The 11,563-nt window shown below is 70.7% G+C and carries 11 protein-coding genes; 3 read left to right on the forward strand and 8 right to left on the reverse strand.

Going from position 1 to position 11,563, the window contains the following annotated elements:
- Positions 1-7: 7 nt before the first annotated feature.
- On the forward strand, positions 8-976 hold the full coding sequence (locus tag Sspor_RS02730) for a helix-turn-helix domain-containing protein (RefSeq protein ID WP_202197565.1): 969 nt from the start codon (positions 8-10) through the stop codon (positions 974-976).
- A gap of 128 nt (positions 977-1,104) precedes the next feature.
- On the opposite strand, the gene Sspor_RS02735 is transcribed toward Sspor_RS02730, so the two are convergent.
- The 3 genes from Sspor_RS02735 to Sspor_RS02740 form a co-directional block, all read right to left on the reverse strand.
- Positions 1,105-1,518 carry an SRPBCC family protein gene (locus tag Sspor_RS02735; RefSeq protein ID WP_202197566.1) on the reverse strand — a complete coding sequence of 138 codons (414 nt, stop codon included), beginning with the start codon at positions 1,516-1,518 and terminating at the stop codon, positions 1,105-1,107.
- A gap of 156 nt (positions 1,519-1,674) precedes the next feature.
- Positions 1,675-1,809 (reverse strand): hypothetical protein, encoded by a 135-nt coding sequence (locus Sspor_RS41005; RefSeq protein WP_266819357.1) that lies wholly within the window; start codon positions 1,807-1,809, stop codon positions 1,675-1,677.
- A 511-nt stretch (positions 1,810-2,320) separates the two neighbouring features.
- A complete protein-coding gene (locus tag Sspor_RS02740; RefSeq protein ID WP_308445516.1) occupies positions 2,321-3,550 on the reverse strand; it encodes a cell filamentation protein Fic in 1,230 nt (409 codons plus the stop codon).
- A 510-nt stretch (positions 3,551-4,060) separates the two neighbouring features.
- Between Sspor_RS02740 and Sspor_RS02745 the strand changes: the two genes are divergently transcribed.
- Entirely contained in the window at positions 4,061-4,426 is a 366-nt protein-coding gene (locus Sspor_RS02745) for a hypothetical protein (RefSeq protein WP_202197568.1), read from the forward strand.
- Positions 4,427-4,570: 144 nt separating this feature from the next.
- On the opposite strand, the gene Sspor_RS02750 is transcribed toward Sspor_RS02745, so the two are convergent.
- The 3 genes from Sspor_RS02750 to Sspor_RS02760 all read right to left on the reverse strand — a co-directional run bounded on the left by Sspor_RS02750 (position 4,571) and on the right by Sspor_RS02760 (position 7,584).
- Positions 4,571-5,341 carry a hypothetical protein gene (locus Sspor_RS02750; RefSeq protein ID WP_202197569.1) on the reverse strand — a complete coding sequence of 257 codons (771 nt, stop codon included), beginning with the start codon at positions 5,339-5,341 and terminating at the stop codon, positions 4,571-4,573.
- A gap of 240 nt (positions 5,342-5,581) precedes the next feature.
- A complete protein-coding gene (locus Sspor_RS02755) occupies positions 5,582-6,775 on the reverse strand; it encodes a cytochrome P450 family protein (protein ID WP_202197570.1) in 1,194 nt (397 codons plus the stop codon).
- Between the two features lie 194 nt (positions 6,776-6,969).
- The gene (locus Sspor_RS02760) at positions 6,970-7,584 is read right to left on the reverse strand and encodes a CGNR zinc finger domain-containing protein (RefSeq protein ID WP_202197571.1); all 615 of its coding nucleotides are present in this window, start codon (positions 7,582-7,584) and stop codon (positions 6,970-6,972) included.
- Positions 7,585-7,687: 103 nt separating this feature from the next.
- Between Sspor_RS02760 and Sspor_RS02765 the strand changes: the two genes are divergently transcribed.
- Entirely contained in the window at positions 7,688-8,536 is an 849-nt protein-coding gene (locus tag Sspor_RS02765) for an SDR family NAD(P)-dependent oxidoreductase (RefSeq protein WP_202197572.1), read from the forward strand.
- Between the two features lie 288 nt (positions 8,537-8,824).
- On the opposite strand, the gene Sspor_RS02770 is transcribed toward Sspor_RS02765, so the two are convergent.
- Both Sspor_RS02770 and Sspor_RS02775 read right to left on the reverse strand, forming a co-directional pair.
- Positions 8,825-11,239, reverse strand: coding sequence for a bifunctional serine/threonine-protein kinase/ABC transporter substrate-binding protein (locus Sspor_RS02770; RefSeq protein ID WP_202197573.1), 2,415 nt, complete (start codon positions 11,237-11,239; stop codon positions 8,825-8,827).
- A 52-nt stretch (positions 11,240-11,291) separates the two neighbouring features.
- Complete coding sequence (locus Sspor_RS02775) at positions 11,292-11,492, reverse strand: hypothetical protein (protein ID WP_202197574.1); 201 nt, start codon at positions 11,490-11,492, stop codon at positions 11,292-11,294.
- Positions 11,493-11,563 lie beyond the last annotated feature (71 nt).

An 11,563-nucleotide genomic window follows, 5' to 3' on the forward strand; every position in this document is an offset into this window, starting at 1 on the left:
TTCGGACATGCCCTCTGTCGCGCTGGCCGTCACCGACGGCATGCTCCACTACGAACTGTCCGTGGCCCTCGAGGTTTTCGGCGCCGATCTGACCCACATCGTGGACCCCTGGTATGACTTCTCCGTCTGCGGAAGCGGTCCGGTACACGTCGACCGCTTCCGCCTGGAGCCCGACCACGGACTCGACCAGCTCGCGCACGCCGACACGGTGATCGTCCCCGGCTGGGCCGACACCGACCGCGAACCGCCCACCGACCTGGTCCAGGCGCTGCGTGCCGCCCACGAGGCCGGCGCCCGCGTGGCCTCTCTGTGCACGGGCGCCTTCATCCTGGGCGCAGCCGGACTGCTCGACGGCAGACGCGCCACCACCCACTGGGCCCACACCCGGGAACTGGCCCGGCGCCACCCTGCGGCCACCGTCGACCCCGACGTCCTCTACGTCGACAACGGCGACGTCCTCACCTCCGCCGGCAAGGCCGCCGCCATGGACCTGTGCCTGCACCTGGTCCGCCTCGACCACGGCGCGGCCAACGCCAACAAGATCGCCCGCCGCCTGGTCATCCCACCCCACCGCGACGGCGGCCAGGCCCAGTTCATCGCCACCCCCCTGCCCGAGCCCGGCAACCACCCCCTGGGCGAACTCTTCCCCTGGGCGCTGGAGCGACTGGACCAACCGCTCACCGTGGAGGACCTGGCCCGCCGGGCCCGCATGAGCTCACGCCACCTCGCCCGCCACTTCAAACACCTCACCGGCACCACCCCACTGCAGTGGCTCCACACCCAGCGCATCCGCCACGCCCAGGAACTTCTGGAAACCACCAACGCCACCGTCGACACCATCGCCGCGGCTACCGGCATGGGCACCGCTACCACCCTGCGCCGCCACTTCCACCGCAGCGTAGGCGTCCCACCCGACACGTATCGCCGCACCTTCCGCCCCCAAGAGCCAGTCCAAAGCGCACATCACGGAAGCTGACATTTCACGGTCGGTAGCCATCGGCGGCCAGTTGGCTCCCCACCTGCCGGCCGCCGATGGGGAATTTCAACCGGCCACTGTCAGCGAGGGCGAACGACCTTGAGCCGGCGCGTTAACGCAGAGGCTGCTCACCTCAGGTGGGTGGCGATGAGTTCTTCCCAGGAACGGACGAAGGACGGGTAGTCGGCGGCGAACTCGTCGAGGGCGTCGGCGGCTGCCGGGGTAAGGGGCGTCATGTCGTAGGTGACCGTCACCTCACTGCCGGCCTCGGTCGCTGCCAGGGCGACGGTGACCGTCCCGGCACGGACGCTGGGGGTGATCCGGGCGTAGGAGACCGACCGCGGGAAGTCGCGGAAGGTCACCAGCCAGGTCGTCTCCTCCTCGGGAGAGGAGGTGAGCCAGACGGTTCCGGGCGCGGTGTCGTCGGGAGTGTCGACGGGGAAGACGGGGTCCCAGCCCGGTACCCAGTCGCGCTCGCCGCGGGCGGTGAAGAGCCGGAAGGCCTCTTCGGGCGGAAGCGGGACGGTCAGCGTGGCGCTCATGACACGACGGTCCATTTCTCCTCCTCAGACGGGCGACCGCGGCTTGCGCCCAGCGCGCCGGCGCCGGGGCCGGGGCCGGGCACCGACTCCACGGCTTGGGCGAGCATCGGCTCCACCGGCGGCCGCAGGGTCATCGTAGGGGTCTGCCTTACGCACTCATGCCGAGGTCAGGGCCTTGACGACCGCGCCGAAGGCGGCGGCCGCGCGGGTGAAGGCAGCGGGGTGGGTGGCACCGTCCAGGCGGGCGGGCTTGCCCGCTGCGACGGCGGCCGACAGGGTGACGACGACCACGAGTGCGAGGGTCGGGAGAACGACAGCGACGGTGCACGGCAAGCTCCCGGTACGTGATGGGGCGTTGACGTGGCCGAAGGTCGTGGCCGGGGTGTGCGCCGGGGCTCGCCGGGACGAAGAGAAACACCAGCGAACATTCATCCGGCCGGGCACGGCAGGACCGTTCCCGGCTCCGATGTGCCCGGGGTGCGCGTGCTGCCCAGGTACGTACGCCGGCAGCACGACCGGGTGTTGGCCCAACCGGTACGGAGTGCCTCGGCCGGGCGCAGCCGGATCGTGGTGCTGGTGCTGGTGGGCGGTTCGTCGACGGGCTGGACACGGGCGTGCCGGCAGGCCGTGCAGCCCCGTACGGACCGGGAATTTGGCGGCTGTGGCATCCCTTCGAATCGGGTACGTCCTCCACGCCCACGTCCAGGCGCAGGCGCTGGAAGCGGAGAGGGTGGCGGAAGATGGCACCGTGGTCGACGGCCCGGTCGGCGCTGACCTCGTCGATCTTCGCCAACTGAGGTGCTCACCTCGATGCCAAGCCGGTCGAGTCAGCGGTGCGGCGCCGGGTCTCCGCAAGATGGATGTTGATGTAGCGGACGAAAATCAGCGGGTCCTGGGGATCGTCGGCCTGGAAGGTGACGCGGCGCAGGAGGCTGACTGCGTCGAGTGCGATGCCCTCGCGGGCGAGTATGAAGACGAGGGTGAGGAAGGCGGAACGGGCGTTGCCGTCGTCGAAGGGATGGAAGAAGCAGACGTCGAGAGAGGCGCGGGCGGCGCGGGCGGTCAGGCCGAGAGGGTGGCCGGTGTCGGGTGCGCTCCCGGCCAGGCACGTGTCGAGGCGGGCCCGTGTGTCGGGACCGATGCCGTAGCGCTCCCTGCTCCCTTTGGCGAAGGCGGGCGAGTTACGGAACGGTGGCGGCTGCGTGGTGCCCAGGACGTGCTGCTGCCAGCTGCTGAGCAGTGCGAAGTCGAGCCGCGCTCCGCGTGCCGCGTCGGCTCGGAGCAGTTCCAGGGCGCCGAGCAGGCCTTCGGCTCGGGCAGGGGCGATGGCACCGTCGAAAGCCCGGATGTCCTCCGCCACGCCGTCACGAAGGGGCACCACCGGTCCGTCCGTGCCGCCGTCCGGGATCTCGTGCCACGGCACCGATTCACGTACAGCGAGCCAGCGCTGCAAGTGGTCTTGAGTCGGCGCGAGTGCGCGGGGCCGGCCGTTGGACGGCCGCAAGGAGAGCGCAAGTTGTTCCGCGACGTCGTCGACCACCACCGTGTCAGGACCGGTCCAGCTGCGGAACCGTCCGCCGATCGCCTCGTCGACCAGGCTCCGGGCCACCTCGGGCTCGACTCCCCAGCGCTCGAGGAACCAGGTGAGCACTTGGCGGCAGTGGCCGTACCAGCCGCTGCCGCACCCGGTGCGGTCGACGACCTGCAGGATCAGATTCCTCGCCGCGCGCTCCCACAAGATCCGCTGTTCCACGATGTCGGTCAGGTCCAGGGGGTACGCCTCGAACCAGCCGGCGAGGGACTCCAGCCACTCGCGCCACTCGCGCAGGGCCGCCTCGACACGGGCCAGTGTCTCTTCCGACGTCGTGATCGAATCCCGCGGACAGCACCAGTTCCCTACCGGTCCACCGTCGAAATCCCCCTCGTCGTGCGACCAGCGCCACCCGACGGTCCAACGCCCGTACTGCTGGACAAGGGCATACGACATGGCGTCGGCCCAGGACTTGGCCTCGCCGCGACTCCAGGCGCTCATCGCGGGATCCCCGGAAGGGACATCCGGGCGGACAGGCACACATCCGGCTGGTCCGAGTGAGCGCACCGTCTGCGCCACGGACGCACCGTCGAAGGCTTGACGGGCTGGGTCCACGTCGTACCAGGTCAGGAAGCCAGGAGCCAACTCAACGATCACCGCGCAAGCCTGCCATGCCCACCCGGCGCCCCAAAGTGGTTTTCCCCGCTCGGGAGCGCGACGGACCCCTGTCGTCACCTCCGGCGCACAGCCCCGCCAACTCGGGCAAGCGGGACGGCGGTCGTGGACCACCGTGACCAGTTCGCCCGTGAGCGACGCAAGAAAGTGCACGTGGCCTGACCTCGCAGGACCAGACGGCTCCGCCCTCAAGGGCGGCGGCCGACGCATGCTGCCCCGTACGGTCCGGCAGGCACCGTCATGGGGCTTCTGATCTTCCCGGGCACCCCTTCCCTCCGTGGCATCCCGACTACGCTTGCCATGTCACGGCCAAGATCGAACGAGGGGGGTACACCCATGCCGTACGAGACCGGCGCGAAGGTGAAGCTGACCAGGGATGTGCAGGTCACCGCAAACGACACGGCGGCCAGGATCGGCTTCCCCGGTCCGCTGTACCTGGCCGAGGGCCTGGAGGGCATCGTCACGGGCTCGGCGACCGAAACCGGCGGCGTCGCCCAGGAGGGGCTCGCGGAATTCGAACGGCGAGTCCGCGGCGTCCAGTTCGATGGCCACACGGCCGGCCTGATCGACAGTCTCCGTCAGCAGATCATTCGGCACGGAGGGCTCGACTCCGGAGTCGGCGCTCAGATCAGATACAGGGTGCGCTTCGAGAACGGGTTTGTTCTGGGCGGTCTTGAAGAAGGCTGGCTGACCGAAGTCTGAGTACCGGACACCGCGCCCCCGCCGGCCGGCGGGGGCGTCGCGGTCTCTGCAGCCGGTTCTCACCAGCCTCGCGCGAGAGGGCGGACGGGAGCCGGCGAAGAAGCCTCACCGGCCACCGTGCGGGTGTGGTTCCTGCGGTCCTGCTCAGCCCGGGTAGGTGATCGAGCCCAGCGGCGGGCAGGGGATGAGCAGGGTGCCGGCGCCGGGGCGTTCGACGAAAGCCCGGGCCTCGGCGGCCCGCAGGCGCCGGGAATCCAGCTCGTCGGTGTGCCAGGCGTCGCGCCTGGCGCGGTCGTAGTCCCACGAGTCGTCGATGAGACTGAGGCTGGTATTGCCGGAGCTGCGCTGGAACTCCGACTTCAAGGCGGCCTGTTGGAGTGCGGTCTGGGTCGCCGCGAGGTCGATGCGGGCGACCAGGACGCCGGGGGTGTTCGGTTCCCGGGTCGGCAGGGGGGCCTGCGGAAGCAGCGACACCCCGGTGTCGAGACGGCCGATGTTGTCGACGGCCGCGGTCTGGGCGTCCCGCACCATGAGCTGTGTTTCCTGGTGCAGCCAGAAGAACTCGTCGAGGTCCGCCTGGGTGATGCGCATCCGCTGGTACAAGGCCCGGAAGCGGGGATCGTCGTGCAGTGGACGCAGGGGGGCGACGTGGAGCGCCACGCAGTCGTTGTAACCGGCTGTCACCGCGGCGTCGAGGTGGAGGATTCCCTGGTTCGCCTCTCCGCGCAGGACGGCCAGGATGCCGAGGCTCGAGTGGCCGGCGGCGACGAGCCATGCGCCGTCGGGGCCGAGCGCCGTGGCGCGCGCGACGACGTCGTGGAAGCCCGTGGTGCCCGCCGCGGCGGGACCATGGGTCATGACCTCCACCAGTAGTTCGTGAACACGGGCGGCCAGCGAGTTGACGGTGTCGACCATGGATCTCCTCGGACCTCGGTGGTGAAGAGCGTAAGGGGTGTTGAGTCTCTGGCAACCCCGTGGACAAGACGGGCGGACGGGGTGAGCGGTTCCTGCTCGGGCCGGGCCGTGGTCACGAGTGGCATCGGCTTCTGAGCCTGCTCGACCGTCGGGTGGGTCTTGGCGGGCAGTCGAGTCCACGCTCACCTCCCAGCCGGTCAGTCCATCTCGTCGCCCCCGGCTGGCAGCAACGTGCCGTTCTTACGCGCGTGGCCGCGCCGCGGCCTTGTACTCCACTGGCAGTTCGAGGAGGCCACGGGCACGCAGGGACGGTCGCCACCGGGGCGCGGGCTCGGCCAGAGTCAGGCTGCTGAACCGCTCAAGGAGTGCGGCCAGCGCAATCTCGACCTCGGCCCGGGCCAGCGGTGCGCCCAGGCAGTAGTGGATGCCGTGGCCCAGTGCCAGGTGCCCGGAGGCGTCGCGGTCGACGTCGAGCAGCTCGGGGTGGGAGAAGCGGGCGGGATCACGGTTGGCCGCGGACAGCGACAGCAGGACGGTCTCCCCGGCAGGGATCGTGACGTCTCCGATAGCCACGTCCTCGGTGGGGAAGCGGCGGATCGCCAGAAGCGCCGGTCCCTCGTAGCGCGCCAGTTCCTCGACTGCCTCGGGGAGCTTCGACGGGTCCGTACGGAGGCGTGCCAGATGCTCGGGATGGCTCAGGAGTGCGTGTACGGCATTGCCGATGAGCTGGACGGTGTTCTCGTATCCGGCGCCGAGGATGAGGAAGGCGAGCGACGTCAGTTCGTCCTCGCTGAGCCGGTCGCCGTCGCTGTCGCGTACCTCGATCAGGTCGGAGAGCAGGTCGTCGGCAGGGTGCCGGCGCTTGTGCGCGATGAGCTCGGTGAAGAAGGCGAGCATGGCGCCGATCGCGTGCTTGGCGGCCTGTGGACGGCTGGGGTCCGGTGCGATGAGCTCGTTGGTCCAAGCGCGGAAGTCCGTGCGGTGGCCGTCCGGGATGCCGAGGAGGTCGCAGATGACGGTGATCGGCAGCGGGGCCGCGTATGCGGCGATGAGGTCGGTTCGGCCCTCCGTGCCGAGCACGTCCAGCAGTCCGTCCGCGGTCCGGCGGATCGGGGCGCGCAGCGCGTCCACTCGGCGGGGCGTGAAGGCGCGGCTGACGAGCTTGCGCATGCGGGTGTGGTCGGGAGGGTCCATGTTCAGGAGGTTGGCGTCCAGGGCAGGCGGCAGGGCCAGGCCGCGGTAGGAGCCCTCCGCGGCGTTGGTCTTGTCGAGGGAGAGCCGTGGATCCGCGAGGGCTGAGCGCACGTCGTCGTACCGGGTGACGAGCCATGCCGGTTCGCCTGTGGGCCCTGCGATGCGCTGGACCGGCGCAGTGTCACGCAGGTGCCCGTACGCGTCGTGTGGGTGGTTTATGAGGTCGCCCTGTAGATCCATGGGCTCACCCTAGTTCGCCGCTTCGGCGGGGCAACGGCCCCACCGAGGCGAGGGTATGAGCCCGGAAAGGGGTGGCCTCGACGACGCATCGCGTTGATCGGCGCAGGGGCTCGCAGTCGGCCCCTGTTCCTCGCCGGCCCGCGCAGGAAACCATGGCCTCGGCTTCGAGGGGGGCCACCCGTGGAGCTACGGCGTCACGCCTCGGGTGGGGACTCACTCTCCCGGCGCTGCCGCTGCCGGTAGTTGCGCATGGACACCTGGGAGCCGCAGCCGGTACTGCAGTAGAGGCCTGCCCCATTGCGCGTGCGGTCGAAGAAGCCGAAATGGCACGGGGGGTTGCGGCACGCCTTGATGCGCCCCCAGTCGCCGGTCTGCGCGAAGGTCGTCACCGCGGCCAGTACCGTCCCGAACACGCGCGGCACGCCTGCCTGCGGCGACGCCAGTTCGACACCGCCGGCCGTGACCACCGTCGCCAGCGGGTAGAGCGCACCTGCGCGCCGCAGGTGCTGCTCGGCGTGTTGGAGCGGCTCGCCCAGGCTCTCTTCGTCGCCCGAGTGCGCGAGCAGCAGGGTGACCAGGGCGTCACGCAGCTCGCGTGCGGCCGCGGCATCGGCATCGGTCGCCACCGTATGGCCGCCGCCGAACTCGTCGTGCTCCGTGAGCCACGCCTCGAATGAGTGCCCGTCCCCGAACAGCTCCTGCCGGCCGCCTCCGTCCGCGCGCGTGTTCACGAACGCGAGCACGGTTTCCACCACCGGCATGGCGGCGTGCGGCCTGGGTTTCGCGGATCCGCCTGAAGCACTGCTCATCGCTCCACCCTACACCAGCCAACGAGGCGCTAAGTCGCCTAACGGGCAACGCCCAGCGGCCACACGCTTGACTCGTTACGAGTTAACGCCTTACGGTCGCAACATGAACGGAAATTCGAACCAGCAGGCCAGCCCCCGCACATGGCTCATCACCGGCGCGACCTCCGGCATCGGCCGCGAACTGACCCTCCAGGCACTGAAGAAGGGCGAAGCCGTCTCGGCGATCGCCCGCAACACGGCTTCATTGGACGACCTGACCGAAGCGCACGGCGATCGCCTGCTCCTCATCCGGGCAGACGTGGGTGACGAGCAGGCCGTCCGGGCAGCGGTGGAGCGCACGCTCTCGCGGTTCGGCCGCATCGACGTCGTGGCCAACAACGCCGGCTACGGACTCTTCGGAGCCGTCGAGGAAGCCTCCGACACACAAGTCCGCGCCGTGTTCGACACCAACGTCTTCGGAGCGCTCAACGTGCTCCGCGCGACGCTGCCAGTACTCCGCTCCCAGCGATCCGGACACGTCCTCCAGGGCTCCTCGGTCTACGGGCAGTCCGCCCACCCCGGCGTGGGACTGCTGGCCGCGACGAAGTACGCACTCGAGGGGCTGTCGGACGCACTGGCGGCCGAAGTCGCACCGCTCGGCATCAAGGTCACGATCATCCAGCCCGGACTGACCGCCACGCCCTTCTTGTCCAACCTCGATGTCGCGGCCGGCCTCGACGACTACGACCAGACCGTCCGCGAGGTCCAGAAGGGCATCGGAGAACTGCCCGCATCCGCGTTCTCCTCCGCGGCCCGGATCGCCGAAGGCATCCGCATGACGGTCGACAGCCCCAACCCCCCGCTGCGCCTGGCCCTCGGCACCTCCAGTGCCACGGGCATGCGCACCGCCCTGGAGGCCCGTACCGCAGACCTGGACGAATGGACTCGGGTGACCGACGCCGTCGACAGGTGACCGCCCGTCCGCAGGGGGCCTCAGCACCGACAGCCGAAGCCCCCTCGGCGACACGATCCGCACGGACCCGGCGCTTCAGCAACCGGGCGGCCCGCAGGCATCCGGCCGGGGTTCACGGGGGCCGTGGTCCGGGGGCGGCGGCCGGCCGGAGCCGGGCCGAATGCTGTCGACGGGGGCGGTGACCGGCGATGTGTGACGGCAGCCGGGGTCTGACCGCGGACGAACGGCCGTCAGGCGAAGAGGTGTTCGGCAGCTCCTGCTGGGTGAGGCCACATCGCCCTGGCCGTCTCAGCGGGCGGCGGGTCGGCTCGTCACTGTCGCCCAGCTGCCGTCGTTCGCCTTGTACACCGTCAGCCGGCGGTTGAGCGTGTCGCCGTTCCCGTCGAAGGCGACGCGGCCCGTGACACCGTCGAAGGCCGTCCGCGCCACGGCCTGCCGCAGTTTCGCCCGGGCGTCGCGTGGGAGGGTGCCGCCGTTGGCCGCCACGACGGCCTTCACCGCCTCGATGACGGTCCAGGTCGCGTCGTAGGCGTAGGGGCCGTACCAGCCGGCCGGCTCCGGGTACCCCGTCTTGCGGTACCGGGCAAGGAAGTCCTGTCCTGCGGCCGACTCCTCGGCGGGGACCCCGATGTTGGTCGCGAGGTCGCCGGTGGCGTTCGGGTTCGCCGTGAGGTACTGCTGGTCGAAAATGCCGTCGCCACCCATCAGGGGGACGTTCACGCCTGCCTGCTTGAGCTGCTGGGAGAGCGGCGCCGCCGTGTCGTAGAAGCCGGCGAAGTAGACGGCGTCGGCGCCGGAGGACCGCACCCTCGCGGCGAGGCCCGCGAAGGCGCGTTCCGCGGGATCGACCTGCTCGGTACCGACGACGGTCCCGCCGAGCTTGGTGAATTCGGCCGTGAATCCGGAGGTCAGGGTGGTGCCGTGGGCGCTGGCGTCGTCGATCACGTAGAGCTTGGTCTTCTTCGCGTCGCCGTGCAGGTACCGGGCGGCGAACGGCCCCTGGTCGACGTCCGTGGCAATGGTGCGGAAGTAGGTGGAGTACGGACGGGACGCGCTGCCTGCGGCCCAGTCGGGGCCCAGCGTCAGTACGGGGTCGGTGTTGCCCGGCGATACGTTGACCAGCTCCGCCCGCGCGAGCGGTGCCACCATGGTCCGGGCCACGCCGGAGTTGAGGGGTCCGACGACACCCAGCACCTTCTCGTCGGACACGAACCGGGCGGCGTTGGACTCGCCGTTGGCGGGGTCGGCCTCGTCGTCCAGGGCCTTGATCTCGAAGTTCACACCGGGGACGTGCCGGGTTTCGTTGGCCGTCCTGGCTGCCAGGTCGGCGGAGTTCCTGATACCGATCCCCATCGTGGACAGTCCGCCGCTGAGCGGTGCGTCCACACCGATCACCACCGTGACGGAGGAAGCCTCCGAGCCGCTGCCGGCCGCCCTGCCGCCGCGGTGCGCGTCATCGCCGTACGTGAGGGTCCAGGTCAAGGCGGAGCCCGTGGCGAGCGCGGCCAGCGCCGCGCTCAGGATCGCTGAGCGCCGGGTGAGGCCCCGCCGCCGGGCGGACTTCCGCCCGCCGTGCTCCGTCTCGGCCGCCGCCCCGAGAATGACCGGTGCCTCGGCCGGGGGTACGGGCGCGGGCGGGCCGCTCGGCCGGTCCGGCACGGGGCGCGGCTGTGTACCGGCGGCGGACCCGGAGTCCACGACTGTGGCGGTCCGCGGTGACGGCGTCGTCGACGGCGCCTGCTCCGGCACGGCCGGAGTGGAAGGATGCTCCGCCGCCGCGTCCGGTACGGGGGTAGCCCTCGGATCGGGCGTGGGCTCGGGTTCGGGCGCGGGCTCCTGGCCGGGCCCATGCCCGGTGGGCACATCGGTGTGGGGCGGGAAGGACCGCAGCACCGACGCCAGCATCTCGGACGCTTCTGCGGCGCCCACGCGCTGTGCCGGGTCCTTGGTGAGGAGCGCGTCCAGCACAGGCGCCAGCGGGCCGGCGTGGAGGGGCTGCCGGTGCGGGCGGGTGAACACGGCCACGGCGAGGGCGTGGAGCCCCTCCACGTCGAATGGCGGGCACCCCTCGACGGCGTGGTAGAGGGTTGCACCGAGCGCCCACAGGTCGTTGGCGGGGGTCGGACGCTTGCCCTCCAACTGCTCCGGCGGCATGTACTGCGGCGTGCCGATGACCGTCCCGCTGTGGCTCAGCTTGGTCGTGGCGTCCGCGAGGTGGGCGATGCCGAAGTCGGTGAGGACGACGCGGTCCTTGGTCAGGAGCACGTTGTCCGGCTTGATGTCGCGGTGGATGATCCGCGCCCCGTGCGCCTCGGCGAGCGCTCCGAGCACAGCGGCGCCGATTTCGGCCACCCGTTGCACGGGCAGTCGGCCCCGGCTGCGGATGGTGGCGGCCAGGGACTGCCCGCGGACCAGCTCCATGACGATGACGGGGGCGCCGCGATGCTCGACGACGTCATGGATGGTGATGATTCCGGGATGGCTGAGAGTGACCGCCGCGCGCGCCTCACCCGTGAATCGCCGGAGCAGCGCGGCGCGGTCGGCGTCTTCCAGGCCAGGCGGGAAGAGGATCTCCTTGACGGCGACCTCACGCCCGAAAAGCTGCTGGTCGACGCCTCGCCAGACCCGGCCCATGCCGCCTTGGCCGATGCGTTCGACCAGCTGGTACCGGCCGGCGATGAGTTCGGGATTGTGCTCGGTCACGGGCACACTCTAGGTCCTGCTGCGCTGTTCAGGTGACGAACGGATGGCTTGATCAAGCCTGCGGGGACGAGAACACGGCGTGCCCGGGGAAGGCCGCGTGCCCGGGGGCGCGCGCCCGGGGGCCGCGTGCCCGCCCACACGAAGCTCGCCGGGCACCCTCGTCCTGCGGGTAGTCGAGCAGGAGGGTGGAGTGCCGGGGCATGCCGTCGTCCAGGACGTCACCGCTGGAGCTGAACACAGCCGATGACCACACCGGCCGCTTCTTCGAAGAACGCTGCACCTTCCACGCCGGCCACCGGGCCGAACAGGCCACCTTTACTGCGG

The sequence above is a fragment of the Streptomyces spororaveus genome (assembly GCF_016755875.1).
Taxonomy (GTDB): domain Bacteria; phylum Actinomycetota; class Actinomycetes; order Streptomycetales; family Streptomycetaceae; genus Streptomyces; species Streptomyces spororaveus.

Coding starts and splice junctions, on each gene's coding strand:
- Sspor_RS02730 (WP_202197565.1), top strand. CDS start 8: ATGCCCTCTGTCGCGCTGGCCGTCACCGACGGCATGCTCCACTACGAA.
- Sspor_RS02735 (WP_202197566.1), bottom strand. CDS start 1,518: ATGAGCGCCACGCTGACCGTCCCGCTTCCGCCCGAAGAGGCCTTCCGG.
- Sspor_RS02740 (WP_308445516.1), bottom strand. CDS start 3,550: ATGAGCGCCTGGAGTCGCGGCGAGGCCAAGTCCTGGGCCGACGCCATG.
- Sspor_RS02745 (WP_202197568.1), top strand. CDS start 4,061: ATGCCGTACGAGACCGGCGCGAAGGTGAAGCTGACCAGGGATGTGCAG.
- Sspor_RS02750 (WP_202197569.1), bottom strand. CDS start 5,341: ATGGTCGACACCGTCAACTCGCTGGCCGCCCGTGTTCACGAACTACTG.
- Sspor_RS02755 (WP_202197570.1), bottom strand. CDS start 6,775: ATGGATCTACAGGGCGACCTCATAAACCACCCACACGACGCGTACGGG.
- Sspor_RS02760 (WP_202197571.1), bottom strand. CDS start 7,584: ATGAGCAGTGCTTCAGGCGGATCCGCGAAACCCAGGCCGCACGCCGCC.
- Sspor_RS02765 (WP_202197572.1), top strand. CDS start 7,688: ATGAACGGAAATTCGAACCAGCAGGCCAGCCCCCGCACATGGCTCATC.